Raw genomic sequence first — 26,241 nt, 5'->3', positions numbered from 1 at the left:
GAGCACGGCCTCGATCGCGCTGCGCACGCTCCATCCGGCAAGGATGCCGACGAGTTCCAGCAGCAGCATGCGGGCGACGAGGATCAGCAGAGGGGCGCTCCACCAGCCGCTCCGGCCGAGGTCGTGGAAGCGGCGGATCGACAGGGCGAACAGGGGCAGAGCGACCTTCACCTGTACGCCCAGCATGACGGCGCGCAGGACAGGGCTGGGATCGAGCCAACTCGTCGCCAGGGCCAGCACTGCGACCGGGATCTGCGAAATCAGGATGTAGGTGACGAACTCGCGGCGGTCGGCCTTGCCGCGAAAGTCCAGGGAGCGGGCGACACTGCGGCCAGCCTGCCGGAAATAGGTGATCATCGCCGCATTTCCGGTTTTGTGGGGGTGAGTGTCAATCGAAATTCCATGCCCGTTCGCCGTGGGTGGCGCCGTCCAGCCCTTCGCGCTCGGCATCCTCCGACACGCGCATGGGGAACGCCAGTGAGGCCATGAGCGCGAGGATCACCGTGCCGACGAGCGACCATACCGCGACCACCAGCACGCCGATCCCCTGCGCCGCCAGTTGCGCGACCGGGTTCATGTCCTCGCCATAGCCGACGCCGCCGAGACCCTCCGAAAGGAACACCGCCAGCAGCAGCGAGCCGACGATCCCGCCGACGCCCTGCACTGCGAAGACACCGAGGGCATCGTCGATCAGCAGCTTGCGACGCACCAGCCGCATGACGAAATGGCAGGTCACTCCGCCCAGCACGCCCATCAGCATGGCGGCGCCCGGCGATACGAAGCCCGCCGCCGGGGCCAGCGTCGCCAATCCGGCGACCGCGCCGCTCGCGAAGCCGATCGCGGTCGGCTTGCCCAGCATCAGCCGTTCGACCAGAAGCCATGTCAGGGCGGCGGCCGCGGCGCCTACGTGCATGGCGATGATGGCGGCGGCGGCATCGTCGTTGGCGGCGACGGCCGATCCTCCGCTCAGCGCCAGCCAGCCGACCCACAGCAGCGCAGCGCCCGCGATGGCGAGCGCGGGCGCATGCGGCGCGGTCAGGCCCTGCACGACGCCCTTGCGCCGCCCGAGCATCACCGCGACGACCAGCGCCGAGGCACCGGCGGTCATATCAACGACGATCCCGCCCGCCCAGTCGAGCGTGCCCACGCCTTGCGCCAGCCAGCCTCCGCCCCAGACCCAGTGCGCGACCGGCGCGTAGACGACAAGGCTCCACAGCGCGGCGAAGGCGACGACCCAGCCGAACCGTGCCCGCTCCGCGCAGGCGCCGACGATCAGGGTCGGGGCGAGGGCGGCGAAGACCATCTGGAACAGTGCATAGGTGCTTTCCGGTACGGCAGTTCCCGCGCGCACGTTGCCCAGCGCGATCAGCATCCACGCATTGCCCTTGCCCAGCCAGCCTCCCCCCACGTCGCCGAAAGCGAGCGTATAGCCGACCATGACCCACAACGTGGAGGCCGCCGCGAAAATCGCACCGCACTGGATCAGGATGGACAGCACGTTCTTCGCCCGGACCTGCCCGGCATAAAGCAGTGCGACGCCCGGCAGCACCAACAGCGCCAGAACCGAGGCCGCAAGAAGCCACGCGGTGTCGCCGCCGTCCGCGACGTCGAGCCGCCCGTCCTGCGCGAAGGCGGCCGTCGGCGCCAGCGCGGCGAGCGCCGCAGGTAGCAGCAGACGAGCAGCCATTGTCGAACGCCTGAACATCGCGCGGTCATTCCTCAAGAGATTCGATCCCGCGATAGCGGCCGAACCCTTTACGCCGGGTTAGATCAGGAAGCTAATTCGGGACAAGGGGTTGCGATCCCGAAGTGGATCGGTGCCTGCGATTTTAGATCAGGTCGGGCAGCACCATGTCGGGCGGGCGATGGCCGTCCACCCACGACCGGATATTGGTCACGATCTTGTGCCCCGCCGCGCCGCGCCCTTCGTACGTAGCGCTGCCGAGGTGGGGGAGGGCGACGAGACCGGGCATCGCCAGAAGACGCGGATCGACCTGCGGCTCGCGCTCGAACACGTCGAGAGCGGCGGCGATGCGGTCGTGGGACAGCGCCGCGATCAGTGCCTCCTCGTCGATGAGGCGGCCGCGGCTCGTGTTTACGATGCAGGCGCCCGGCTTCATCAGTCCGAGCCGGCGCGCGTCGATCAGGTGCTCGGTTTCCGGTCCGGCCGGGCAATGGAGCGTCAGGATGTCGGCTTCGGCGACGAGCCGGTCCAGGTCGGGCTCGTACCGGGCGGAGACCATGTTCTCGACCGCCGGGGGCAGGCGGTGGCGGTTGTGGTAGCGGATTTCCAGCCCGAACGCCCGTGCGCGGTGCGCGACCGCCTGCCCGATCCGCCCCATGCCGACCACGCCCAGCGTCTTGCCGCCGAGCGAATGGCCCAGCATCGAGGAAGGCGCCCAGCCTTCCCAGCGCCCCTCGCGCAAGGTCCGGGCGTTCTCGCCGAAGCGGCGCGAGACGAGGATGATCAGCGCGAGCGTCAGGTCGGCGGTGTCGTCGGTGAACACGCCGGGCGTATTGGTCACGAGAATGCGGTGCGCGCGCGCGGCGACAAGGTCGATGTGATCGGTCCCCGCGCCGAAGCTGGCGATCATCGCGATGCGCTCACCGGCACCGGCGATCATCGCGGCGTCGATCATGTCGGTGACGGTCGGCACCAGCACGTCGCAGTCGCGCATCGCCGCCTCCAGTTGCGCCCGCGTCATCGGTCTGTCATCGGGGCTGGGGACGAGGTCGAAAAGCTCGGCCATGCGTGCTTCCACCTGCGGCAGAAGCCGCCGCGTAACGATCACCCGGGGACGGGGCGGGAGCGGGCGCGCGGTGTCCATTTCGGGACATGGGCTAGGCCGTCCACAGGGGCGTGGTCAAGCGCCCTTGATGGGCCTCGGCGCCGCGCGGTAAGATCGCCGCGATGAACCGTCCCGCCTTCCTTCTGCCTCTCGTTGCCCTTGCCTTTCTGGCCGGGCAGCCCGCGCGCGCCGCCAATGACGACAAGGTGCCTTACTGGGCCTCGATCGATGCGGAGATCGCCAACTTGCGCGTAGGGCCGGGCGATTCGTACCGGATCGACTGGGTCTATCGCCGTCCACATCTTCCGGTGAAGGTATTGCGCCGCGAAGGCCCGTGGCGCCTGGTGGAAGACCCCGAGGGCTCGAAGGGCTGGATGCGCGACCTCCTGCTGTCCCGCCAGCGCGCGGCCATGGTCAAGGACGGCAGCCTGATCGAGATGCGCGCCAAGGGCAGCAGCGCGGCCGCCATGCTCTGGCGCGTCGAGCCGGGCGTGGTCGGCCTGCTTGGCGAGTGCAAGGAGGGCTGGTGCTCGTTCGACACCGACGGGCACAAGGGCTTCGTACGCGAAGAGCAGCTTTGGGGCACCGGGGAGCCCTGAGATTCGGTTCTCAGCCGGTCTGCAGGTTGTCCGCCGCTTGGCCGATGAGGCTCGGGGACAGGCCCGGCCTGCCGAAGTAGAATCCCTGCGCCTCGTCGCAGCCCTGTTCCCGAAGCAGGTCCAGTTGCTCGATCGTCTCCACGCCTTCCGCCAGAACCGGCACGTTGAGGCTGTGGCCGAGCGCGAGGACGGCCTTGATGATCGCGCAGGCCTCCACGCTCTGCTGTGATCGCAGCACGAACGACTTGTCGATCTTGATCTTGTCGAACGGGAACGAGTGGAGCGTGTCGAGCGAGGAATAGCCGGTCCCGAAATCGTCGATCGCGATGCTGACCCCCAGCGTCTTGATCTGGCGCAGGAAATGCAGGGCGCGCAGCTTGTCGGCGATGATCGCGGTTTCGGTGATCTCCAGTTCGAGGCGGCGCGGCGACAGGCCGGTCTCAATCAGGATGTTCTGCACGATCGCCACGAAGTCGTTCTGCAACAACTGGATGGGCGAGAGATTGACGGCGACCTTCAGATGCTCCGGCCAGGACCGCGCCTCGCGGCAGGCTTCGCGCATGACCCATTCGCCGATGCGAAAGATCTCGCCGGTCTCCTCGGCGATCGGGATGAATTCGACCGGCGAGACAAGGCCACGCGTCGGGTGGCGCCAGCGCAGCAGGGCCTCGTAGCCGGAAAGCCTGCCGGTCGCGAGTTCATGCTGGGGCTGATACAGCACCGTGAGTTCGCCGCGATCGACCGCATGGCGCAGGTCATTGGCGATCTGGCGGCGGGCGCGCGCCGTCTCGTCCATTTCCGGCTCGTAAAAGGCGATGCGTTCGGTGACGCTGCCCTTGGCGCGGTACATGGCAAGGTCGGCGTTGTTGAGCAACTGCTCGCGTCGGGCGCCGTCCTCCGGAAACACCGCGAGGCCGATGCTGCCGCCGAGGTGAAAGGCGTTGTCGTCCGAGCCGAACGGGGTCGCGAAGCAGCCTTCGACGCGCTGGAGGAAGACGTCGAGTTCGTTCCGGTCGCGGAAGCGCTTGGCGGCGGCGAATTCGTCGCCACCAAGGCGTGCGACGATCTCGCCGTCGTCGAGCACATCGACCATGCGCTGGGCGAGATGTTGCAGAGCGGCGTCACCTGCGGAATGCCCGCGGGTGTCGTTGATTTCCTTGAAGCGGTCGAGGTCGATCATGACCACGGCAAGCTGGTGCCCGAAGTGGCGCGCCTCTTCCAGTTCGGCGTCGATCCAGTGGGCGAAGCTGTTGCGGTTGGGCAGGCCGGTCAGGTTGTCGTGCATCGCCATGTGCGCGATCTTCGCCTCGGAGCGGCGGCGTTCGGTGATGTCGTCGAACGTCACGACGCGCCCACCGCCGGGCATCGCGCGGCTCGTCATCGATACGACGAGGGTTTCGCCGAGGTCGAGGGTGACCGACGCGGCGGCCATGTCGGCGACGGGGCGCGTGAAATGGCGATGCAGGTCATCGCGGCGCCCGCGCGAGGCCGAGCGCCCGGCGGGCGCGGCGAGAACGGCGCCCGCGACGGCTTCGGCCTTCATGCCTGACAGGGAGGTGTCCGGGGCGATTCCCCAGATCGCGTTGAAGCGCGGATTGGCAATGCGCAGGCGGCCGTCCGCGTCGAACAGGCACAGGCCCTGGTGCATGTTGGCCAGCGCCGCGTCGAGGTGGCCCGTCATTTCACGAACGCGGTCCTCGTCCTCCTTGAACCGCGTCATGTCCCGGGTGATCTTGGCGAAGCCGATGTGCTCGCCAAGTTCGTTGGCGACCTTCTCGATGGTGACGTGAGCCCAGAAGCGGCTGCCGTCGCGCCGGACGCGCCAGCCCTCGCCGCTGAACTTGCCTGTCTTGGCGGCATCGGCGACGGCGCGGCGGGGCAGGTCGTCGGCCTGATCTTCGGGCGTGTAGAACGCGGCGAGCGGCATTCCGACGGCTTCATCGGAAGAGTAGCCCTTCAGGCGCTGTGCGCCCGCGTTCCAGTTGACCACCTGGCCGTCGCGGTCGAGCATGTAGATCGCGCAGTCGGTGATGCCCTTGACGAGAATGCTCATGTCGCGCTCGGTCGCATGAAGCACGAGGCGGGCTCGGCGGGCGATGCTCAGGACCGCGATGCTGATGGCGAGCAGGGCGAGCGATCCGGCGCTGATAGCGGCTGCCATGCTATCGGGGGAGAGCAGGGTGCCGCCGTGCAGGTCGAGCGGCGCGGGCGTCAACTGCATCGCGGCCATGCCGGTGAAGTGCAGCGACACGATCGAGAGGGCCAGCAGGCCCGCAGCCGCCAGCGCGCTGAGAATCGAACGCCCCTTGACCGAAAGCGCGAGGGCGGGGCAGGCGGGCAGCACCGCGAAGAGCAGCGACACCGCGACGAAGGCGGGACGCCAGTGGATGTCGGCGGGAAACTCGATCGCGGACATGCCGATGTAGTGCATCGCGATGACGCCCGAGCCCGCGAGCAGGCCGGCAAGCGCGAAACCCTTGCGATGCGGCAGGGCGAGGGAGACCGCGAACGACAGCGAGGTCATGACCACCGCGATGAGCAGCGAGATCACGGTAGCGGGAACGTGATATCCCACGACCAGTCCCGGGCCGTAGCCGAGCATCGCGACGAAGTGCGTTGCCCAGACGCCGAAGCCGATGGCGCTGCCCGCACCCACGATCCAATGGCGAGCAGCCGATCCCGACAAGTGACGGGCATGACGCAGCAGCTGCACCGCGCACAGGGTGGAGACGACGCAGATCGCGGCTGCCAGCAGGACAAACCATCTGTCATGCTGATCGTGAATGCACAGCAGAACGTCGAACATCGGCAACCCTAGTCATCAGAAACCTGATGGCTGTTAGGGTTGATTGGTTAACACGGACCTAACTCTGTGCCCGCAGTGAGGTCATGTCTGACTGAAACACCGTTCGTCATCCCGCGAAGGCGGGGACCCATTTGATGCCCCTGCAAGAGGCGCCGTCAGGAGGTGGGTTCCCGCCTTCGCGGGAATGACGATGATGGACCGTGGATCAGGAAATGCCCCCTGCCCGGGTTGCGGGCAGGGGAGGATTTCCTTGTCGTCAGGCCAGTTCGACCGCGATCGCCGTGGCTTCGCCGCCACCGATGCAGAGGCTGGCGACGCCCTTCTTGAGGCCCTTTTCCTTGAGCGCGTTGATGAGCGTCACGATGATGCGCGTGCCCGAAGCACCGATCGGATGGCCGAGCGCGGTGGCGCCGCCGTGGATGTTGACCTTGTCGTGCGGGATGCCGAGGTCGTGCATCGCGAACATGGCGACGCAGGCGAAGGCTTCGTTGACTTCGAACAGGTCGACGTCGGCGAGGTTCCAGCCCACCTTCTCGACCAGCTTGGTGATTGCACCGACCGGGGCGGTGGTGAACTTGGCCGGCTCCTGCGCGTGAGCCTCGACGCCGACGACGGTGGCCACCGGCGTCAGGCCCTTGGCATCGGCTACGCTCTTGCGCGTCAGCACCACGGCGGCCGCGCCGTCCGAGATCGAGCTGGAACTGGCGGCGGTGATCGTGCCGTCCTTGGCGAAGGCGGCGCGCAGGGTGCGGATCTTGTCCGGATTGCCCTTGGGCGGCTGCTCGTCGGTGTCGACGACGACTTCACCCTTGCGCGTCTTCACGGTGACGGGGACGATTTCCGCGGCGAAGGCGCCCGAGGTGATCGCTTCCTGCGCGCGGCGCAGCGACTCGATCGAGTAATCGTCCTGGTTCTCGCGGGTCAGCTGGTATTCGTCGGCGGTGACTTGCGCGAACGAGCCCATCGAGCCGCCTTCGTAGGCGTCTTCCAGACCGTCGAGGAACATGTGGTCGTAGATCGTGTCATGACCGGCGCGTGCGCCCGAACGGTGCTTCTTCGAAAGATACGGGGCGTTGGTCATCGATTCCATGCCGCCCGCGATCACCACGTCGAGCGAACCGGCGGCCAGCGCCTCGGCACCCATGATGACGGTCTGCATGCCCGAGCCGCAGACCTTGTTGACGGTCGTCGCCTGCACCGACTTGGGCAGGCCGGCCTTCAGCGCGGCCTGGCGGGCAGGGGCCTGGCCGAGACCGGCAGGCAGCACGCAGCCCATGTAGATTCGCTCGATGTCCTCGCCAGCGACGCCTGCACGCTCGACGGCGGCCTTAACCGCGGTCGCGCCGAGGTCGGTCGCCGATACGTCCGCCAGCACGCCCTGCAGACCGCCCATGGGGGTGCGCGCATAAGAGAGGATGACGATCGGGTCGGAAGCCGAAATCTGGGCCATTGGCATACCTTTCACACTGATGACCGTTCTAGTTGACGAACGGGATAATGTTGCGCTGCGTCAATTGCAATGATGCGACAGTACGAGCCGCCTCTACACCGTCCCGCCGGTTTCATTCGGACGATGGCCAGGAGATGGGAAGCCTTGCCTGATTGCCAAGATATGTCGGCCGCGTTTCGCGAACAATTCGCAATAAACCGGTTGCGCGAAGCGACTTGACGATTGCGTCAGGCGCCTCGGGGTGGGCAAGCGCCGGGAAACTGCGGGATTGGACACTTTGTCGTGTTGCAATGCAATGCGAATGGCGGATTATTGTGCCGGGATACCCTTGCGAGGCGCGGTAGGCTGGCCTAAGGACGCGCCAACTTGACGGGCTCACCATGACATATTCGAGTCCGCCAACGTCGCATTCGCGGTAAGAGGCAAGAACATTGACCGATCTGTCGCAATACCTGCCGATCCTCATCTTCCTGGTGATCGCGCTTGGGCTTTCGTCCGTGATCGTGTTCCTTCCGCTGGGCGTTGCCCGGCTGACCGGCACGCACCAGCCCAGCGCCGACAAGAACAGTGAATATGAGTGCGGCTTCCCCGCCTTCGAAGATCCGCGCAGCCAGTTCGACGTGCGATTCTACCTGGTGGCGATCCTCTTCATCATCTTCGATCTCGAAGCTGCCTTTCTGTTCCCCTGGGCCGTGTCGCTCAAGCTCACGGGCTGGGCCGGCTGGACGACGATGATGGTATTCCTGGGCGAACTGGCCATCGGCCTCGCCTATGCATGGAAAAAGGGAGCTCTGGACTGGGAATGAGCACGCTCGTTAACTCGGCGGGCCAGCCTCTGGCCCCGATGTCGCCGGTCGGCGGCGCGATCACCGCGCCCGACCAGTCGTTTTTCAAGGATCTCAATCAGGAAGTGTCCGACAAGGGCTTCCTGGTCACCTCGACCGAGGAGCTGTTCCAGTGGGCCCGCACGGGTTCGCTGTGGTGGATGACTTTCGGCCTCGCGTGCTGCGCGGTCGAGATGATCCATGTCAACATGCCCCGCTACGACATGGAGCGCTTCGGCGCCGCGCCGCGCGCTTCCCCGCGCCAGTCGGACGTGATGATCGTGGCAGGTACGCTCTGCAACAAGATGGCCCCGGCGCTCCGCAAGGTCTACGACCAGATGTCGGAGCCGAAGTACGTCATCTCGATGGGCAGCTGCGCCAACGGCGGCGGCTACTATCACTACAGCTACTCGGTGGTGCGCGGCTGCGACCGCATCGTGCCCGTCGACATCTACGTGCCGGGTTGCCCGCCGACTGCCGAAGCGCTGCTCTATGGCGTGATGCAGCTGCAGCGCAAGATCCGCCGCGTGGGCACCGTCGAGAGGTAAGGCCAGATGCCCGTTCTGCATTCCGCTCCGAAGATCGCCTCGAACGAGGGCGTCCTTGACGCCCTCGTCGCCGCGCTGGGCCCCAAGGTCGTCTCCGCGAAGGAGGAGCATGGCGAGATCGTGCTCACCATCGCGCGTGACGAGATCGAGAACGCGCTGCGCATCCTGCGCGACGATCACGAATACCAGCAGATGATGGAAATGGCCGGCGTCGACTATCCGTCGCGTCCTGAGCGTTTCGAAGTCGTCTACATGCTGCTCTCGGTCACCAAGAACCATCGCATCATGGCGAAGGTGACGGCGGCTGAGCACACGCCGGTCCCGACGATCACCACGCTGTGGCCGAACGCCGGCTGGCTGGAACGCGAAGTGTTCGACATGTACGGCGTGATCTTCGCCGGCAACAAGGACCTGCGCCGCATCCTCACCGACTACGGTTTCGAGGGGCACCCGTTCCGTAAGGACTTCCCGCTCACCGGCTACCAGGAACTGCGCTACTCCGAAGAGGATAAGCGCGTCGTGTACGAACCGGTCAAGCTGGCCCAGGATCTGCGCCAGTTCGACTTCATGAGCCCGTGGGAAGGCGCCGACTACATCCTGCCGGGTGACGAGAAGGCCGCCGAAACGCCCGCTCCGCCGCCGGTCGCGACGCCCAAGGCCACCGAAAAGCCCGCCGAAACGGGTGCCGGTGACAAGGCGAACGACAAGGCCGCCGAGAAGTCGGAAAAGGGAGACGCCAAGTGAGCATGCTGCTTGAACAGTCGCCCACCACCGGCGACGAGGTCATCACCAACTACACCATCAACTTCGGTCCCCAGCATCCGGCGGCCCACGGCGTTCTGCGCATGGTCATGGAGCTGGACGGCGAGATCATCGAGCGGATCGATCCGCACGTCGGTCTGCTCCATCGCGGCACCGAGAAGCTGATCGAGCACAAGACGTACCTTCAGGCGCTGCCGTACTTCGACCGCCTGGACTACTGCTCGCCGCTCGGCATGGAGCACTCCTATGTGCTCGCGATCGAGAAGCTGCTGAACCTTGAGGTTCCGCTGCGCGCCCAGTACCTTCGCGTGCTGTTCGCCGAGCTGACCCGCATCTGCAACCACATGATGAACATGGGTTCGCACATCATGGACATCGGCGCGATGACGCCGAACCTGTGGCTGTTCGAAATCCGCGAGGATTGCCTCAACTTCTTCGAGCGCGCCTCGGGCGCCCGCATGCACTCGGCCTGGTTCCGTCCCGGCGGCGTGCATCAGGACGTGCCGCTCAAGCTGCTGACCGACATCGCCGACTGGCTCGACACGCGCCTGCCGGAACTGTTCGAGGATGCACTGAGCCTCGTCGCCGACAACCGCATCTTCAAGCAGCGCAACGTCGATATCGCCACGGTATCGAAGGAAGACGCGCTGGCATGGGGCTTCTCCGGCCCGATGATCCGCGGTTCGGGCATCGCCTGGGATATCCGCAAGGCGCAGCCCTACGACGTCTATGACCGAATGGACTTCGAGGTTCCCGTCGGCACCAGCGGCGACTGCTACGACCGCTTCATGTGCCGCGCCGAGGAAGTGCGCCAGTCGGCCCGCATCATGAAGCAGTGCCTGCGCGAGATGCCTGAAGGTCCGGTGGCCTCCACCGACCGCAAGGTGGTTCCGCCCAAGCGCGCCGAGATGAAGTCGTCGATGGAATCGCTGATCCATCACTTCAAGCTCTACACCGAAGGCTTTCACGTCCCGGCGGGCGAAGTCTACGTCGCGACCGAAAGCCCCAAGGGCGAATTCGGCGTCTATCTCGTCTCGGACGGCTCCAACAAGCCGTACCGCTGCAAGATCCGCCCGACGGCGTTCAGTCACCTGCAAGCGATGGACTTCATGTCCAAGGGGCACATGCTGCCGGACGCCACGGCGATCCTGGGCGCCATGGACATCGTGTTCGGGGAGTGCGACCGTTGAGCCTTCTGGACACCGCCAAGGCCATGATCGCGGCCTACAATGCGCAGGACGTCGACACATACGTTTCGTACATGACCGATGAGGCCTGCGAGGCGAACTATCGTGGCGCCGTCGTGCGCGAAGGCAAGGAAGGCACCCGCTCGGGCCTCGCCGCCGCTTTCGCCAAGTGGCCGCAGAACAAGGCCGAGATCGTCGAAGCCTCGCAGATCGGCGCTTACGTGCTGATGCGCGAGCACGTGACGCGCGGCCCTGCGAGCGACGGTTCGGAACTCGTGGACCCGTTCGACGTGATCGCGGTCTACAGCTTCGAAGGCGACAAATGTTCGCGCGTCGAATTCATTCGTTGATGATCGCAAAGGGGTGGGACCTGTGACGAAGTTCAACACTGTAGAAATGATCCGCATCTGGGCGACCCTCACGGGTCTGTTCCTCGTCGGGCTCTACTTCGTCGTTCTTTGGCTCGGGATCGCTCCCTCGCCGATGATCGCCATGCTGGCGACTGCCATCGGCGGCTTCGAGATTTTCTTTTTCGGCCAGGATCAGTGGCTGAAGCGCAGAGGTAAGCATGGCTGACCGCTATATCGAACCCGATACGCCCGAATTGCGGGCCCGTTGGGGTAATTTTGCCTGGACCGAGGCGAACGCCGCCAAGGCCAAGGACATCGTCGCGCGCTATCCCGAAGGGCGTCAGCGCTCGGCGGTGATGCCGCTGCTCGACCTCGCCCAGCGCCAGGTTGGTGCCGAAGAAAACACGCAGGGCTGGCTGCCGATCCCGGTGATGGAATATGTCGCGGCTGAGCTCGACATGCCGATTATCCGCGTGGTCGAGGTCGCCTCGTTTTACACGATGTACAACATCGCGCCGATCGGCCGCTTCCACGTGCAGGTCTGCGGCACCACCCCGTGCATGCTGCGCGGTTCGGACGATCTGCTGGCGACCTGCAAGTCGCGCGGCATGAAGAAGGGCCACATCTCGGCAGACGGCCTCTGGTCGTTCACCGAGGTCGAGTGCATGGGCAACTGCGCCTCGGCCCCGATGGTCCAGATCAACGACGACAATTACGAGGACCTGACCTCGGACCGCCTGAACGCCGTGCTCGACGCACTGGCGCGCGGCGAGACGCCAAAGGCAGGCACGCAGGACCCGGCCCGTCACACCGTGGAACCGGTGGGTGAGCCGACCAACCTCGTCGCCATGATAACCGAAAACCATGACTATCGGAGCGAGTGGTAATGGCTCTCCTCGATAAGGATCGCATCTTCACCAACCTCTACGGCTTCCAGCCGTGGAACCTGAAGGAAGCGCAGGCGCGCGGCGCCTGGAACAACACCAAGGACCTGATCGCGCGCGGCCGTGACGCCATCATCGATGAGATGAAGGCGTCGGGTCTGCGCGGGCGCGGCGGTGCGGGCTTCCCCACCGGCATGAAGTGGTCCTTCATGCCCAAGCAGCCGCCGCTCGACCAGAACGGCAACCCCAAGCCCAGCTTCCTGGTCATCAACGCGGACGAATCCGAACCGGGTTCGTGCAAGGACCGCGAGATCATGCGCCACGATCCGCACCTTCTGTTCGAAGGCGCGCTTGTGGCCGGTTTCGCGATGGGTGCGCGCGCGGCCTACATCTACATCCGCGGCGAATACATCCGCGAGGCCGAAGTGCTCTTCGCCGCGCGTGAGGAAGCCTATGCGGCGGGCCTGCTCGGCAAGAACGCCGCCGGTTCGGGCTATGACTTCGACGTCTTCGTCCATCGCGGTGCGGGCGCCTACATCTGCGGCGAAGAAACCGCGATGATCGAGAGCCTCGAAGGCAAGAAGGGCCAGCCCCGCCTGAAGCCGCCGTTCCCGGCCGGCGCGGGCCTCTACGGCTGCCCGACCACCGTGAACAACGTGGAATCGATCGCGGTTGCGCCCACCATCCTGCGTCGCGGCGCTTCGTGGTTCTCGTCCTTCGGGCGCGAGAACAACAAGGGCACCAAGCTCTTCCAGATCAGCGGGCACGTGAACCGTCCCTGCGTGGTCGAGGAAGAGATGTCGATCCCGTTCAGCGAACTGATCGAGCGGCATTGTGGTGGCATTCGCGGCGGCCGCGACAACCTGCTGGCGGTGATCCCCGGCGGTTCGTCGGTGCCGCTGGTGCCCTCGGCCGACATCTGGGACGCGCCGATGGACTTCGACGGCCTCAAGGCGGTTGGCTCGGGCCTCGGCACTGCCGCCGTCATCGTCATGGACAAATCCACCGACATCGTCCGCGCCATTTCGCGCCTCTCGTACTTCTACAAGCATGAGAGCTGCGGCCAGTGCACCCCGTGCCGTGAAGGCACGGGCTGGATGTGGCGCGTGATGGAACGCCTGCGCACCGGCGACGCGCATGTCGAGGAAATCGACATGCTCCAGCAGGTCACCAAGCAGGTCGAAGGCCACACCATCTGCGCGCTCGGCGACGCAGCCGCGTGGCCGATCCAGGGCCTCATCAAGCACTTCCGTCCCGAGATCGAGCGCCGCATCGAAGCGCGCCACGGCTCGCTGCAAGAGGCTGCAGAATAATGCCTAAGGTAAAAGTAGACGGCGTCGAGATCGAGGTCCCTGCAGGCGCCACCGTGCTGCAGGCCGCCGAACTCGCCGGCAAGGAAATCCCTCGCTTCTGCTATCACGAGCGCCTGAGCATCGCCGGCAACTGCCGCATGTGCCTGGTCGAAGTGAAGCCCGGACCGCCCAAGCCGCAGGCAAGCTGCGCGCTGCCCGCCACCGAAGGCCAGGAGATCCGCACGGATTCCGAAATGGTCAAGAAGGCGCGGGAAGGGGTGATGGAATTCCTTCTCATCAACCACCCGCTCGACTGCCCGATCTGCGATCAGGGCGGCGAGTGCGACCTGCAGGACCAGTCGGTCGCCTACGGTCGCGGCGGTTCGCGGTATCACGAGCACAAGCGCGCGGTGACCGAGAAGTACATGGGCCCGCTCATCAAGACCACGATGACGCGCTGCATCCACTGCACCCGCTGCGTGCGCTTCTCGGAAGAGATCGCCGGCGTGGACGAGATCGGCGCGCTCTATCGCGGCGAGACGATGCAGATCACCACGTATCTGGAGAAGGCCGCGCATCACGAGATGTCGGCCAACGTGATCGACCTCTGCCCAGTCGGCGCGCTCACCAGCCGTCCTTATGCGTTCGAAGCGCGTCCGTGGGAGCTGAAGAAGACGCTCTCGATCGACGTTTCGGACGCGACCGGCGCCAACATCCGCATCGACGCGCGCGGCCGTGAAGTGCTCCGCGCACTTCCGCGCAACAACGACGACGTGAACGAGGAATGGCTGAGCGACAAGGCGCGCTTCCAGGTCGATGGCCTGACCAAGCGCCGCCTCGACAAGCCGTTCCTGCGCCGTGACGGCAAGCTGGTCCAGGCCACCTGGAACGAGGCTTTCGCCGCTCTGTCGACCCTGAACCCCGGCGCCTCGATTGCGGCTGTCGCGGGCGACATGGTCGATTGCGAGACGATGTTCGCCGCCAAGGCGCTTGTCGGTGCGCTCGGCTCGACCCTCCTCGAAGGTCGCCAGACCGGCATGGACTACGACACGTCGAGCCTGGCCGCCGTCAACTTCAACACCACCTTCAACGACATCGAGACGGCCGATGCCATCCTGATCGTCGGCTCGATGGTTCGCTGGGAAGCGCCGACGGTCAACGTCCGTCTGCGCAAGGCCGTGAAGCGCGGCGCCAAGGTGTTCCTCATCGGTCCGGAGTGGGAAACCACCTTCGGCGGCGAGTTCCTCGGCGAAGACCTCTCGCTGATCGGCAACCTGCCGGGCCACGTCGCGGACACCCTTTCGGGCGCCAAGCGTCCGGCGGTGATCCTCGGCGGCGCGGCTCTTGGCCGTGGCGGTCTGGAAGCCGGCCTTGCCCTGGCAGGCCAGCTCAACCTCGTCCGCACGCTGGAAGACGGCACCGCCTGGAACGGTTTCAACGTCCTGCACATGGCGGCTTCGCGCATGGGCGGCCTGATGCTGGGCTACGCTCAGAAGGGCGGCATCGCCGACCTCGCCGCCGCCAAGCCCAAGGTGCTGATCTCGCTCGGCGCCGACGAAGTGGACTATACGAAGTTCGCGGACTCGATGATCGTCTACATCGGCCACCACGGTGACAAGGCGGCCCACGCTGCCGATGTGATCCTGCCTGCTTCGGCCTACACCGAAAAGGCCGGCACTTACGTCAACACCGAAGGCCGCGTGCAGTTCGCCGACAAGGCCGTCTTCGCGCCCGGCGACGCGCGTGAGGACTGGACGATCCTGCGCGCTCTGGCTGACGCTTTCGGCGTCTCGGTCGGCTTCGACAGCTTCGACCAGCTTCGCGCCGCGATGGTTTCGGCAGTCCCGGCGCTCGGCGTCGAGGGTCTGGCCGATTACGGCGCAGCGCTCCCGGCGGGCGGCGGTTCGGCTTCGGGCGGACTCGCCTATCCGATCAAGGACTTCTACATGACCAACCCGATCGCGCGCGCCAGCGCGACGATGCAGCGTTGCTCGGCCGAGCTGCTGCACGGTGAAGAGTTCGCGGAGGCCGCGGAATGACTTCGTTCTTCCAGTCTCTCGGCATGCCCTTCGAAGGGGCCTGGCTGCTCTCCACCATCTGCGGCATCCTGTTGATCGCGCTGCCGCTGATGCTGGCCGTCGCGATGATCATCTACGTCGACCGCAAGATCTGGGCCGCCATGGCACTGCGCCGTGGTCCCAACGTGGTCGGTCCGTTCGGTCTGCTGCAGTCCTTCGCGGACGGCCTCAAGGTCTTCCTGCAGGAAACCATCATCCCTTCGGCCGCGAACAAGGGTATCTTCCTGATCGCGCCGGTCGTCACCTTCACCGTGGCACTGATGGCCTGGGCGGTGATCCCGTTCAATTCGAACGCGATCCTGGCCAACATCAACATCGGCCTGCTCTACGTTCTCGCGATCAGTTCGCTGGGCGTCTACGGCACGATCATGGCGGGCTGGGCTTCGAACTCGAAGTACCCGTTCTTCTCGGCGATGCGCGCTTCGGCGCAGATGATCTCCTACGAAGTCTCGATCGGTTTCATCCTGATCTGCGTCGTCCTGTGGGCGGGCACGTTCAACATGAACGGCATCGTTCTGGCGCAGAAGGGCCACGTCCTCGGCATCATCAACGGCTTCGTCGCGAACCCGCTACTGTTCCCGATGTGGGTGATGTTCCTGGTGTCGAGCCTTGCGGAAACGCAGCGCGCGCCGTTCGATCTTACCGAAGCGGAATCCGAACTCGTCGCCGGTTACCAGACCGAATATTCGTCGATGGCCTTCGCCGCCTACTGGCTGGGTGAATATGCCAACGTGCTCCTGATGTGCGCGCTCAACGCGACGCTGTTCTGGGGTGGCTGGCTGCCGCCGCTCGATATTCCGGTGCTCTACCTGATCCCGGGCTTCGTGTGGTTCCTGCTCAAGATCTTCTTCTTCTTCTTCGTGTTCAGCTGGGTCAAGGCGACGGTGCCCCGTTACCGCTATGACCAGCTGATGCGCCTGGGCTGGAAGGTCTTCCTCCCCGTTTCGCTCGCTTTCGTCGTGATCGTCAGCGGCTACCTCATGGCTACCGGACACTTCGCATGACCGTCGCATACCTCATCAAGAGCTTCACGCTCTGGGAGTTCGTGAAGGCGCACTGGCTGACCTTGAAGTATTTCTTCAAGCCCAAGGCGACGATCAACTACCCGTTCGAGAAGAACCCGCTTTCGCCCCGCTTCCGCGGCGAGCACGCCCTGCGCCGTTATCCCAACGGCGAGGAACGCTGCATCGCCTGCAAGCTGTGCGAGGCGATCTGTCCGGCGCAGGCGATCACCATCGAGGCGGCGCCGCGAGTGGACGGTTCGCGCCGCACCACGCGCTACGACATCGACATGACCAAGTGCATCTACTGCGGCTTCTGCCAGGAAGCCTGCCCGGTCGATGCCATCGTCGAAGGGCCGAACTTCGAATACGCGACCGAAACGCGCGAAGAACTGCTTTACGACAAGGCCAAGCTGCTGGCGAACGGGGACAAGTGGGAGCGTGCTATCGCCGCGAACCTTGAAGCCGACGCGCCGTACCGTTAACCGGCGCGCGCAAGGAAACGGGCTTCCCATGATCCATATTATCGCCTTCTACCTCTTCGCGGTGATGACGGTGGCCTCCGGCGCCATCACCATCCTCTCGCGCAACCCGGTGCATTCGGTGCTCTGGCTGATCCTGGCGTTCTTCAACGCCGCCGGCCTGATGGTGCTGACCGGCGCCGAGTTCATCGCGGCGCTGCTCGTCATCGTCTACGTCGGTGCGGTCGCGGTGCTGTTCCTGTTCGTCGTCATGATGCTCGACATCGACTTCGCCGAACTGCGCGCCGGTTTCGTCCGCTACTTCCCGTTCGGGGCGCTGGTGGCCATCGTGCTGCTGGCCGAGATCGTGCTGGGCATCGGTGCCTACCGCGCCGGTAACCTGGAACTGGGCACGCCGGACGGTACTGCCGCTACCGCTGCGGGCCTCTCGAACATCGAGGCGATCGGCGGACTGCTTTACAGCCGCTACCTGTTCCTGTTCGAGGCCGCGGGCGTCATCCTGCTCGTCGCCATGATCGGTGCCATCGTGCTGACCCACCGCCAGCGTAACGACACGCGCGGCCAGAAGATCAGCAAGCAGAACCAGCGCCGTCCGCAGGACGCGACGGTCAACGTCAAGCCTGAAATCGGCAAGGGGGTCTCGCTGTGATCGGCGTCGAACATTACGTGGTCGTGAGCTCGATCCTCTTCGTGCTCGGCGTCCTCGGCATCTTCATCAACCGCAAGAACATCATCGTCATCCTGATGTCGATCGAACTGATCCTGCTTGCGGTGAACATCAACCTCGTCGCGTTCAGCGCCTTCCTGCACGACCTGACTGGCCAGATCTTCGCCATGTTCGTGCTGACGGTGGCTGCGGGCGAGGCCGCAGTGGGGCTTGCTATCCTCGTGATCTACTTCCGTGGCCGCGGCACCATCGCCGTCGACGACGTCAACCGGATGAAGGGGTAAGTCCGTGTCGATCTACCTCATCGTCTTCCTGCCGCTGCTGGCGTCGATCCTTGCCGGGTTCGCGAACAAGTCGCTCGGCTTCGTCGTGCCCAAGGTGCTGACGACCGGCGCGCTGTTCATCGCCTGCGGCCTGTCCTGGCCGATCTTCATTGCCTTCCTGACCGGCAGCGCTGAAGCCAGCGTCTTCCCGGTCCTGAAGTGGGTCGCCTCGGGCACGATGACTTTCGACTGGGCGCTGCGCGTGGATACGCTCACTGCCGTCATGCTCGTGGTCATCACTTCGGTCTCGGCGCTCGTGCACCTCTATTCGTGGGGCTACATGAGCGAGGAGCCGGATCAGCCGCGCTTCTTCGCGTACCTCTCGCTGTTCACCTTCGCCATGCTCATGCTGGTGACGGCGGACAACCTGGTGCAGATGTTCTTCGGTTGGGAAGGCGTGGGCCTCGCCTCGTACCTCCTGATCGGCTTCTGGTTCCGCAAGCCCTCGGCCGGTGCCGCCGCGATCAAGGCCTTCGTGGTCAACCGCGTGGGTGACCTCGGCTTCATGCTCGGCATCTTCGGTACGTATCTGGTGTTCGGCACTGTCTCGATCCCCGAAATCCTGCATGCCGCGCCGTCGATGGCCGGTTCGACCATCGGCTTCCTCGGCCACCGGTTCGACACCATGACGGTGCTGTGCCTGCTGCTGTTCGTGGGCGCGATGGGCAAGTCGGCGCAGCTGGGCCTGCACACCTGGCTTCCGGATGCGATGGAAGGGCCGACCCCGGTGTCGGCGCTGATCCACGCGGCCACCATGGTCACCGCGGGCGTCTTCATGGTCTGCCGTCTCTCGCCGATGTTCGAGCAGAGCGAGACTGCGATGCACGTCGTCGCCGTGATCGGTGCCTGCACCTGCTTCTTCGCCGCCACGATCGGCTGCACGCAGTGGGACATCAAGCGCGTCATCGCCTATTCGACCTGTTCGCAGCTGGGCTACATGTTCTTTGCGGCCGGTTCGGGCGCGTTCGGTGCGGCCATGTTCCACCTGTTCACGCACGCCTTCTTCAAGGCCCTGCTGTTCCTCTGCGCCGGTTCGGTCATCCATGCGATGCACCACGAGCAGGATATGCGTTTCTACGGCGGTCTGCGTAAGAAGATCCCGATCACCTTCTGGACGATGACGGCGGGTACGCTGGCCATCACCGGTGTCGGCATCGCCGGCGTGATCGGCTTTGCGGGCTTCTACTCGAAGGACGCGATCCTCGAAGCGGCCTTCGGTTCGGGCACGCAGGTGGGCACTTTCGCCTTCTGGATGGGCATCTTCGCCGCTCTGATGACGAGCTTCTATTCGTGGCGCCTGGTCTTCCTGACCTTCTTCGGCAAGCCGCGCTGGAACCAGTCGGAGCACGTCCAGCACGCCGTTCATGACGCGCATGGCCACGGCCATGACGATCATGCCCACGACGCGCACGGTTACGATGACGCCCATGCTCACGACGACCACGCGCATGATGACCACGCCCACGCACCTGCTGACCTCGGCATGCGCGGTCCGGACTACGGCGACCATGGCGACGGCACGGGTGGCTACCACCCGCACGAAAGCCCACTGGTGATGCTGCTGCCGCTGCTGATCCTGTCGGTCGGCGCTGTCGCTGCCGGTTTCGTCTTCAACCATGCCTTCGTCTCCGAAGGCGAGGGCGAGTTCTGGAAGGGCGCGCTGGTCTTCCACGAGCACCTGATCCACGCCATGCACGGCGTTCCGATGTGGGTGAAGTGGGCGCCGTTCACGGTCATGGCCATCGGCTTCGTCACCGCCTGGTACGGCTACATCAAGAACACCGCGTTCCCGAAGGCGGTCGCCGACCAGCTCGGCCCGGTCCACACCTTCGTCTACCGCAAGTGGATGTTCGACGAGCTCTACAACACGATCTTCGTCAAGCCTGCCTTCTGGCTGGGCGGCGTTTTCTGGAAGGTGCTCGACATCGGCGTGATCGACCGCTTCGGTCCCGACGGTGCGGCGGCTGTCGTCGCCAAGGGTTCGACTTACGCGCAGAAAGTCCAATCGGGCTATCTCTACAGCTACGCTCTTGTCATGCTGCTGGGCCTTGTCGGCGCCATCAGCTGGGTGATCGCGGGATAAGATGATGACTGGTTTTCCGATCCTCAGCCTGATGCTGCTGGTGCCGCTCCTCGGCGCACTGGCATGCCTCTTCCTCGAAGCGAAAGCGGCGCGCACCGTCGCGCTGCTCGCAACCCTCGTCGATCTCGTCCTCGGCATCGCCCTGTGGATGAACTTCGACGTGGGCGGCGCCCAGTGGCAGTTCACCGAGCGCCTGAACATCTTCTCGGGCTTCACTTACGCCCTCGGCATCGACGGCATCGCCCTGCTGCTCATCATGCTCTCGGTCTTCCTCATGCCGATCTGCATCGGCGCGAGCCGTTCGATCGAGAAGCGGGTGGGCGAATACATGGCCGCCTTCCTGCTCGTCGAAGTGTTCATGCTCGGCGTGTTCATGGCGCAGGACATGTACCTGTTCTACATGTTCTTCGAAGCCGGCCTGATCCCGATGTATCTCATCATCGGCATCTGGGGCGGTGCGGACCGCATCTACGCTTCGTACAAGTTCTTCCTCTACACGCTGCTCGGCTCGGTGCTGATGCTCGTCGCGATGCTGTGGATGGTCCACACCGCCGGGACCAGCGACATCCCGACGCTGATGGCCTACGACTTCGACCCGCATGTCCAGACCTGGCTGTGGCTCGCCTTCTTCGCCAGCTTCGCGGTGAAGATGCCGATGTGGCCGGTTCACACCTGGCTTCCGGCGGCGCACGTTCAGGCGCCGACGGGCGGCTCGGTCATCCTGGCGGGCGTGCTGCTGAAGATGGGCGGCTACGGCTTCATCCGCTTCTCGCTCCCGATGTTCCCCGAAGCCTCGGTCTATTTCGGACCGCTGGTGTGGGGCCTGTCGATGGCCGCCGTCGTCATCACCTCGCTGATCGCGCTGGTGCAGAGCGACATGAAGAAGCTGATCGCCTATTCGTCGGTCGCGCACATGGCGATCGTCACCATCGGCCTGTTCGCCTTCAACGTGCAGGGCCTCGAAGGCTCGATGCTGGTGATGCTCAGCCACGGTCTGGTCGCAGGCGCGCTGTTCCTGTGCGTCGGCGTCATCTATGACCGCCTGCACACTCGCGAGATCAGCCGTTACGGCGGCCTCGCGATCAACATGCCGCGTTACGCCGTGTTCTTCCTGCTGTTCACGATGGCCTCGATTGGCCTGCCGGGCACCAGCGGGTTCGTCGGTGAATTCCTGAGCCTCGGCGGAATCTATCAGGTCTCGACCTGGACGGCGCTGATCTGCACCACCGGCATCATCCTGGGCGCGGCGTACATGCTGTACCTCTACCGCCGGGTCGTGTTCGGCGAGCAGAAGAACGCCGATGCCGCCGCGATGCCCGACCTCGACGCCCGCGAACTGGCGATGGTCATCCCGCTCGCGCTCGCCGCGCTGTGGATGGGCGTCTACCCCGAGAGCTTCATCGCTCCGATGCGTGCCGACATCGCCGCGCTCGACGCGCGCCTCGCCCGTGCCAAGCCGGCCGGCGACAGCGCGCCTACACCTGGAAAAGCTAAGCCTGCGCACGAAGAAGCCGCTGCGCATGGGGGGTCACACTGATGGACTGGTCGCACTCCCTGCGCCTGATCGCGCCGGAAGAAACGCTGAGCATTGCAGGTCTGATCCTGCTTCTGATCGCCGCCTGGGGCGGTGACAAGGCAAGCCGCCTGATCTCGATCCTCGCCGTCACGGCGCTGGTCGGGGCCGCGTTCCTTGTCGCCCCCGCGCTGTGCGGCGGGCACATGGGTCCGGACTACTCAGCATTCTTCGGCCAGGTTCACGCCGATGCCTTCTCGGCCTTCGGCAAGATACTGATCTACCTTTCGGCTGCCGCTACGCTCGTCGTCGCGCCTGCCTTCTTCGAGCGCCTCGGCGCGATGCGGGCCGAGTTCCCGATCCTCGTGATCTTCGCGGCGGTCGGCAGCGGCATGATGGTGTCGGCGGGTGACCTGCTGGCGCTGTATATCGGCCTCGAAATGAACTCGCTCGCTGCCTACGTGCTGGCCGCCTTCGTGCGGACCGACGGACGCTCGGCGGAAGCAGGCCTCAAGTACTTCGTGCTGGGCGCGCTGGCTTCGGGCATCCTGCTGTTCGGCATGAGCCTGACTTACGGCTTCACCGGCACCACCTCGTTCGCGGGCATCAACGCGGCGCTGGCGGGCGGTCTGTCCAACGGCGCGCTGTTCGGCATCGTGTTCATGCTGGCGGGCCTTGCCTTCAAGATCAGCGCCGTGCCGTTCCACATGTGGACGCCGGACGTCTACGAAGGCGCGCCGACCCCGGTGACGAAGTTCTTCGCCACTTCGGGCAAAGTCGCGGCCATCGGCCTGACCATGCGCGTGATGCTCGATGCCTTCGGCGACCAGTCGGACGCATGGCGCCAGATCATCGTCTTCGTGGCGCTCGCCTCGATCGTGGTCGGTGCGCTGGGTGCGATCGGCCAGAAGAACATCAAGCGCCTGATGGCCTATTCGTCGATCAACAACGTCGGCTTCATCCTCGTGGGCCTCGCCGCGGCGAACCCGCAGGGTGCTTCGGCAATGCTGTTCTACCTCGTGATCTACGTCGCGATGACCGTCGCGGGCTTCGTTACCGTGCTGATGCTGCGGGACGAAAACGGCGACAACGTCGAGGAAATCGGCCAGTACGCTGGGCTCTCGCGCACCCGTCCGGGTCTGGCCGCCGCGCTGGCATTCGTGATGTTCAGCCTTGCCGGTATCCCGCCGATGTTCGGCTTCTGGGGCAAGTTCCTGGTGTTCAAGGCCGCCGTCGACGCCAACATGATGCCGCTCGCGGCGATCGGCTTCGCGGCCTCGGTGATCGGCGCGTTCTACTACCTGAAGGTCGTCAAGGTCATCTACTTCGATGAGCCGGTCGATGCCATCAAGTGGAAGAGCGACGTGTGGCACAAGGCGATCTTGGGCGTGACCTGCCTGTTCATCTCGCCGCTGGGCTATCTGCTGAGCGGATGGCTGCAGGGCCTGACGGATACCGCCGCGACCGCGCTGTTCCACACGCTTTGATCGAAATCGTAGCAGAAACGGGGTCCACGAATCAGGATCTCGCGCAGCGGCTCTCCGGCGGTGAATACCTGCCAGAGGGCCGCTGGCTCGTTGCGGACCGGCAGAATGCGGGCAGGGGGCGTCTTGGCCGCGTCTGGGATGACGGTGCGGGCAATTTCATGGGCTCGACCGTGGTACGCATCGCGCCCGGCGATCCATCACCCGCCACGCTGGCGCTGCTGACGGGCCTTGCTGTTCACGAGGCCCTCTCCCGCTTCGTCAGCCATGGCCTGATGCTCAAGTGGCCGAACGACCTGCTGCTTCACGAAGCCAAGGTGGCGGGCATCCTGCTGGAGATGATTTCGGGCGTGGTCATCGTCGGCATCGGTGTGAACCTCGTCCATGCGCCCGAAGTGCCGGGTCGCCGGACCGCTGCGCTGGGCGAGCTGGCCCCCAGCCGCGATATCTTCGCCGAGGCGCTGGCAGCCAGCTTCGACACCGAACTGCAGCGCTGGCGCTCGGTCGGCCTTGCCCCGCTGCTGCGTCGCTGGCAGAGTGCGGCGCACCCGCAGGGAACCCCGCTTCGGGTGCTTCCGCCCGGTGAAGACGCGGTCGAAGGTGCGTTCGCGGGACTGGCGGAGGACGGAAACCTCCGCCTCGCCCTGCTTGACGGATCGATCCGGACGATCCACGCGGGTGACGTCCTGCTCGTATGAGGAACTGAAAGAGCATGCTGCTCGCTATCGACGCCGGCAATACCAATGTCGTCTTCGCGCTGCTGGAAGGTCGCACGATCAAGGGCCGCTGGCGCATCGCCACCGACCCGCGCCGCACGGGCGACGAATACGCCGTCTGGCTGATGCAACTGCTCGCCATTCGCGGCGTGAAGGCGCAGGAAGTCACGCAGATCGTGATTTCCACCGTCGTCCCCCGAGCGCTGCACAATCTCGAGATACTGGCGCGCCATTACTTCGAGATCGAACCGCTGATCGCCGGGCAGGGCAAGGCCGAGTACGGCATCGACATCGACGTGGAACAGCCCAGTTCGCTCGGCGCCGACCGGGCGGTGAACGCCATCGCCGCGCACGACAAGCATGCGGGTGACCTCATCGTCGTCGATTTCGGCACCGCGACCACCTTCGACGTGATAGACTTCAACGGAGCCTACAAGGGCGGCATCATCGCGCCGGGCATCAACCTCTCGCTCGACGCGCTGGTTGGCAATACGGCGAAGCTGCCGCGCATCGCCATCGCCGCGCCCAAGAGCACCAGCGTCGTCGGCCGCAACACCGAGGATCAGATGCTGATCGGCGTCTTTTGGGGCTACGTCGCGATGATGGAGGGTCTGATCGCCCGCATCCGCGCCGAGATCGGCCGCCCCGCCAAGGTCATCGCCACGGGCGGCCTCGCCGTCCTGTTCGACGAGGCCACCAATATTTTCGATGCCGTTGACGCGGATCTCACGATCGACGGCCTCGCCATCATTGCCGAAAGGGCAGCTTCTAAGTGATTCCCGGTAAGGAACTTCTATTTTGTGCGCTCGGCGGTTCGGGCGAAATCGGTATGAATGTCAATCTCTACGGCTGTCAGGGCAAGTGGCTGATGGTCGATCTGGGGATGACGTTCTCCGGTAACGAATACCCCGGCGTCGACCTGGTCTTCGCCGACCTCGAATTCATTGAGAACGAGCGCGAGAACCTGCTCGGCATCGTCCTGACCCATGCGCATGAAGATCACATCGGCGCGGTTCCCTACTTCGCCGAGGAACTGGGCGTGCCGCTTTATGCGACGCCGTTTACCGCCAAGCTGGTCGCCGCCAAGCTGGAAGAGGCGGGAATCCTCGACCGGGTCGAACTCAACGTGGTCGACGATCTGGAGAACTTCCAGATCGGCCCGTTCGGCATCCGCTACGTGCCGCTGGCGCACTCGATCGCCGAAGGCAACGCGCTGCTGATCGAGACGCCGTACGGCCGCATCTTCCACACCGGCGACTGGAAGCTGGACGACGAGCCGCAAGTCGGCACCCCGGCGACGCAGGCCGAACTGACCGCCATTGGCGACGAGGGCGTGCTGGCGCTCGTCTGCGATTCCACCAACGTCTTCAATCCCGAGGCTTCGGGTTCGGAAGGCGACGTCTACCGGGGCCTGCTGGCCGAAGTGAAGAAGCACAAGGGCCGCCGCGTGCTGGTGACGACTTTCGCCTCCAACGTCGCGCGCCTGCAGACGCTGGGCGATGTGGCGAAGAAGACCGGCCGCCAGTTGTGCGTGGCGGGCCGCTCGCTCGACCGCATCATCCAGACTGGCCAGTCCTGCGGTTATCTCAAGGACTTGCCCGACCTCGTCGATCCCGACACCGCGATGGACCTGCCGCGCGGCGACGTGCTGATCGTCGCCACCGGCGGTCAGGGCGAACCGCGCGCCGCACTCGCCCGCGTGGCCGAGGGCAATCACCCGATCAAGCTCGACAAGGGCGACGTCGTGCTGTTCTCCAGCCGTCAGATTCCCGGCAACGAAATCCAGATCGGCCGCATCCAGAACCGTCTGGCCGAGCAGGGCGTCATCGTCGTCACCGATCGTCAGAGCGAAATCCATGTGTCGGGCCACCCCGGCCGCCCGGAGCTGGAAGCGCTCTATTCGTGGATTCGGCCGCAGATCCTGCTGCCGGTGCATGGCGAAATCCGCCACATGAAGGAACAGGCACGTCTCGGCGTCACCAGCGGCATTCCCAAGGCGATTTTCCAGAAGAACGGCGATCTTGTGCGCCTCGCGCCCAACCACCCGGGCAAGTTCGGCGAAGTGCGCGCGGGCCGTCTGGTGCTCGACGGCGACATCATCGCGCCCGCTGACGGCGAGGCGATCATCATGCGCCGCCGCATCGCCTTCAACGGCGTCATTTCAGTGGCAGCGGATCGCAAGGGCAGGGTCGAAATCTCGGCGCTGGGCCTGCCGCTCGACGAGGACTACGCTGGGTTCGTCGAGGAAGCTAGGCGCGACGTTGCCGAGGCGCTGAAGCGCGCGGGCAAGGCGGATCGCGATACCCGCTCTGAAGCCGCGCGCCTTGCCGCGCGCCGCGCTGCGACGCGCTGGTCAGGGAAGAAGCCGCAAGTGCAGGTGCTGTTGCTGGAGGATTGATGCGA

At 65.1% G+C, this 26,241-nt stretch carries 25 protein-coding genes; 20 read left to right on the top strand and 5 right to left on the bottom strand.

The window, feature by feature from the left end:
* From LH128_RS27980 to LH128_RS27970, 3 genes are all read right to left on the bottom strand, one after another.
* On the bottom strand, nt 1-357 hold a 357-nt coding region (locus tag LH128_RS27980; RefSeq protein ID WP_008833070.1), incomplete at its 3' end, for a DUF805 domain-containing protein.
* A gap of 31 nt (nt 358-388) precedes the next feature.
* Entirely contained in the window at nt 389-1,687 is a 1,299-nt protein-coding gene (locus LH128_RS27975) for an ammonium transporter (RefSeq protein WP_037521760.1), read from the bottom strand.
* A 142-nt stretch (nt 1,688-1,829) separates the two neighbouring features.
* The gene (locus tag LH128_RS27970; protein ID WP_008833068.1) at nt 1,830-2,828 is read right to left on the bottom strand and encodes a 2-hydroxyacid dehydrogenase; all 999 of its coding nucleotides are present in this window, start codon (nt 2,826-2,828) and stop codon (nt 1,830-1,832) included.
* A gap of 83 nt (nt 2,829-2,911) precedes the next feature.
* On the opposite strand from LH128_RS27970, the gene LH128_RS27965 reads away from it, so the two are divergent.
* Nucleotides 2,912-3,388, top strand: a complete 477-nt coding sequence (locus LH128_RS27965) for an SH3 domain-containing protein (RefSeq protein WP_008833067.1) — start codon at nt 2,912-2,914, stop codon at nt 3,386-3,388.
* 10 nt (nt 3,389-3,398) lie between these two features.
* Here LH128_RS27965 and LH128_RS27960 read toward each other — a convergent pair whose 3' ends face one another.
* Nucleotides 3,399-6,194 carry a bifunctional diguanylate cyclase/phosphodiesterase gene (locus LH128_RS27960; protein WP_008833066.1) on the bottom strand — a complete coding sequence of 932 codons (2,796 nt, stop codon included), beginning with the start codon at nt 6,192-6,194 and terminating at the stop codon, nt 3,399-3,401.
* Between the two features lie 256 nt (nt 6,195-6,450).
* Entirely contained in the window at nt 6,451-7,644 is a 1,194-nt protein-coding gene (locus LH128_RS27955; RefSeq protein ID WP_008833065.1) for an acetyl-CoA C-acyltransferase, read from the bottom strand.
* 431 nt (nt 7,645-8,075) lie between these two features.
* Here LH128_RS27955 and LH128_RS27950 point away from each other — a divergent pair, with 431 nt between their 5' ends.
* From LH128_RS27950 to LH128_RS27860, 19 genes are read left to right on the top strand one after another with little or no spacing between them, the layout of a single operon-like run.
* Nucleotides 8,076-8,450 (top strand): NADH-quinone oxidoreductase subunit A, encoded by a 375-nt coding sequence (locus LH128_RS27950; protein WP_008833064.1) that lies wholly within the window; start codon nt 8,076-8,078, stop codon nt 8,448-8,450.
* 38 nt (nt 8,451-8,488) lie between these two features.
* Nucleotides 8,489-9,016: a NuoB/complex I 20 kDa subunit family protein gene (locus LH128_RS27945; RefSeq protein WP_197524448.1), complete on the top strand. Its 528-nt coding sequence runs from the start codon at nt 8,489-8,491 to the stop codon at nt 9,014-9,016.
* Nucleotides 9,017-9,022: 6 nt separating this feature from the next.
* Nucleotides 9,023-9,760 carry an NADH-quinone oxidoreductase subunit C gene (locus LH128_RS27940; protein WP_008833062.1) on the top strand — a complete coding sequence of 246 codons (738 nt, stop codon included), beginning with the start codon at nt 9,023-9,025 and terminating at the stop codon, nt 9,758-9,760.
* Between the two features lie 2 nt (nt 9,761-9,762).
* Nucleotides 9,763-10,968, top strand: coding sequence for an NADH-quinone oxidoreductase subunit D (locus LH128_RS27935; protein WP_036522905.1), 1,206 nt, complete (start codon nt 9,763-9,765; stop codon nt 10,966-10,968).
* Entirely contained in the window at nt 10,965-11,315 is a 351-nt protein-coding gene (locus LH128_RS27930; RefSeq protein WP_008833060.1) for a nuclear transport factor 2 family protein, read from the top strand. Before LH128_RS27935 ends, LH128_RS27930 begins: the two co-directional genes overlap by 4 nt.
* Before the next feature lie 22 nt (nt 11,316-11,337).
* Complete coding sequence (locus LH128_RS27925) at nt 11,338-11,541, top strand: hypothetical protein (RefSeq protein WP_008833059.1); 204 nt, start codon at nt 11,338-11,340, stop codon at nt 11,539-11,541.
* Nucleotides 11,534-12,202: a complex I 24 kDa subunit family protein gene (locus LH128_RS27920; protein ID WP_008833058.1), complete on the top strand. Its 669-nt coding sequence runs from the start codon at nt 11,534-11,536 to the stop codon at nt 12,200-12,202. Before LH128_RS27925 ends, LH128_RS27920 begins: the two co-directional genes overlap by 8 nt.
* A complete protein-coding gene (gene nuoF / locus LH128_RS27915; protein WP_008833057.1) occupies nt 12,202-13,512 on the top strand; it encodes an NADH-quinone oxidoreductase subunit NuoF in 1,311 nt (436 codons plus the stop codon). The genes LH128_RS27920 and nuoF overlap by 1 nt, the downstream gene beginning before the upstream one ends.
* A complete protein-coding gene (gene nuoG, locus LH128_RS27910) occupies nt 13,512-15,530 on the top strand; it encodes an NADH-quinone oxidoreductase subunit NuoG (RefSeq protein ID WP_008833056.1) in 2,019 nt (672 codons plus the stop codon). The genes nuoF and nuoG overlap by 1 nt, the downstream gene beginning before the upstream one ends.
* On the top strand, nt 15,527-16,573 hold the full coding sequence (nuoH, locus tag LH128_RS27905; RefSeq protein ID WP_008833055.1) for an NADH-quinone oxidoreductase subunit NuoH: 1,047 nt from the start codon (nt 15,527-15,529) through the stop codon (nt 16,571-16,573). Before nuoG ends, nuoH begins: the two co-directional genes overlap by 4 nt.
* Nucleotides 16,570-17,055 (top strand): NADH-quinone oxidoreductase subunit NuoI, encoded by a 486-nt coding sequence (nuoI, locus tag LH128_RS27900; protein ID WP_008833054.1) that lies wholly within the window; start codon nt 16,570-16,572, stop codon nt 17,053-17,055. Before nuoH ends, nuoI begins: the two co-directional genes overlap by 4 nt.
* 28 nt (nt 17,056-17,083) lie before the next feature.
* Complete coding sequence (locus LH128_RS27895; RefSeq protein WP_008833053.1) at nt 17,084-17,701, top strand: NADH-quinone oxidoreductase subunit J; 618 nt, start codon at nt 17,084-17,086, stop codon at nt 17,699-17,701.
* A complete protein-coding gene (gene nuoK / locus LH128_RS27890; RefSeq protein ID WP_008833052.1) occupies nt 17,698-18,003 on the top strand; it encodes an NADH-quinone oxidoreductase subunit NuoK in 306 nt (101 codons plus the stop codon). The genes LH128_RS27895 and nuoK overlap by 4 nt, the downstream gene beginning before the upstream one ends.
* 4 nt (nt 18,004-18,007) lie before the next feature.
* Complete coding sequence (nuoL, locus tag LH128_RS27885; RefSeq protein ID WP_008833051.1) at nt 18,008-20,125, top strand: NADH-quinone oxidoreductase subunit L; 2,118 nt, start codon at nt 18,008-18,010, stop codon at nt 20,123-20,125.
* A 4-nt stretch (nt 20,126-20,129) separates the two neighbouring features.
* Nucleotides 20,130-21,662, top strand: coding sequence for an NADH-quinone oxidoreductase subunit M (locus LH128_RS27880; RefSeq protein ID WP_037521769.1), 1,533 nt, complete (start codon nt 20,130-20,132; stop codon nt 21,660-21,662).
* Nucleotides 21,662-23,125 carry an NADH-quinone oxidoreductase subunit NuoN gene (nuoN, locus tag LH128_RS27875; RefSeq protein WP_008833049.1) on the top strand — a complete coding sequence of 488 codons (1,464 nt, stop codon included), beginning with the start codon at nt 21,662-21,664 and terminating at the stop codon, nt 23,123-23,125. The genes LH128_RS27880 and nuoN overlap by 1 nt, the downstream gene beginning before the upstream one ends.
* Nucleotides 23,122-23,820 carry a biotin--[acetyl-CoA-carboxylase] ligase gene (locus tag LH128_RS27870; RefSeq protein ID WP_008833048.1) on the top strand — a complete coding sequence of 233 codons (699 nt, stop codon included), beginning with the start codon at nt 23,122-23,124 and terminating at the stop codon, nt 23,818-23,820. Before nuoN ends, LH128_RS27870 begins: the two co-directional genes overlap by 4 nt.
* Nucleotides 23,821-23,834: 14 nt before the next feature.
* Nucleotides 23,835-24,614, top strand: coding sequence for a type III pantothenate kinase (locus tag LH128_RS27865; protein WP_008833047.1), 780 nt, complete (start codon nt 23,835-23,837; stop codon nt 24,612-24,614).
* Nucleotides 24,611-26,236 (top strand): ribonuclease J, encoded by a 1,626-nt coding sequence (locus tag LH128_RS27860; protein ID WP_008833046.1) that lies wholly within the window; start codon nt 24,611-24,613, stop codon nt 26,234-26,236. Before LH128_RS27865 ends, LH128_RS27860 begins: the two co-directional genes overlap by 4 nt.
* The last annotated feature ends 5 nt before the right edge of the window (nt 26,237-26,241 follow it).

Origin of the sequence: Sphingomonas sp. LH128 (assembly GCF_000293195.2) — a bacterium.
Lineage (GTDB): Bacteria > Pseudomonadota > Alphaproteobacteria > Sphingomonadales > Sphingomonadaceae > Novosphingobium > Novosphingobium resinovorum_A.
The sequence above is the reverse complement of the archived record's forward strand: the minus strand, read 5'-3'. Positions and strand labels throughout refer to the sequence as shown.

Coding starts and splice junctions, on each gene's coding strand:
- LH128_RS27975 (WP_037521760.1), bottom strand. CDS start 1,687: ATGGCTGCTCGTCTGCTGCTACCTGCGGCGCTCGCCGCGCTGGCGCCG.
- LH128_RS27970 (WP_008833068.1), bottom strand. CDS start 2,828: ATGGACACCGCGCGCCCGCTCCCGCCCCGTCCCCGGGTGATCGTTACG.
- LH128_RS27965 (WP_008833067.1), top strand. CDS start 2,912: ATGAACCGTCCCGCCTTCCTTCTGCCTCTCGTTGCCCTTGCCTTTCTG.
- LH128_RS27960 (WP_008833066.1), bottom strand. CDS start 6,194: ATGTTCGACGTTCTGCTGTGCATTCACGATCAGCATGACAGATGGTTT.
- LH128_RS27955 (WP_008833065.1), bottom strand. CDS start 7,644: ATGGCCCAGATTTCGGCTTCCGACCCGATCGTCATCCTCTCTTATGCG.
- LH128_RS27945 (WP_197524448.1), top strand. CDS start 8,489: ATGTCGCCGGTCGGCGGCGCGATCACCGCGCCCGACCAGTCGTTTTTC.
- LH128_RS27940 (WP_008833062.1), top strand. CDS start 9,023: ATGCCCGTTCTGCATTCCGCTCCGAAGATCGCCTCGAACGAGGGCGTC.
- LH128_RS27935 (WP_036522905.1), top strand. CDS start 9,763: ATGCTGCTTGAACAGTCGCCCACCACCGGCGACGAGGTCATCACCAAC.
- LH128_RS27920 (WP_008833058.1), top strand. CDS start 11,534: ATGGCTGACCGCTATATCGAACCCGATACGCCCGAATTGCGGGCCCGT.
- nuoF (WP_008833057.1), top strand. CDS start 12,202: ATGGCTCTCCTCGATAAGGATCGCATCTTCACCAACCTCTACGGCTTC.
- nuoG (WP_008833056.1), top strand. CDS start 13,512: ATGCCTAAGGTAAAAGTAGACGGCGTCGAGATCGAGGTCCCTGCAGGC.
- nuoH (WP_008833055.1), top strand. CDS start 15,527: ATGACTTCGTTCTTCCAGTCTCTCGGCATGCCCTTCGAAGGGGCCTGG.
- nuoI (WP_008833054.1), top strand. CDS start 16,570: ATGACCGTCGCATACCTCATCAAGAGCTTCACGCTCTGGGAGTTCGTG.
- LH128_RS27895 (WP_008833053.1), top strand. CDS start 17,084: ATGATCCATATTATCGCCTTCTACCTCTTCGCGGTGATGACGGTGGCC.
- LH128_RS27880 (WP_037521769.1), top strand. CDS start 20,130: ATGACTGGTTTTCCGATCCTCAGCCTGATGCTGCTGGTGCCGCTCCTC.
- nuoN (WP_008833049.1), top strand. CDS start 21,662: ATGGACTGGTCGCACTCCCTGCGCCTGATCGCGCCGGAAGAAACGCTG.
- LH128_RS27865 (WP_008833047.1), top strand. CDS start 23,835: ATGCTGCTCGCTATCGACGCCGGCAATACCAATGTCGTCTTCGCGCTG.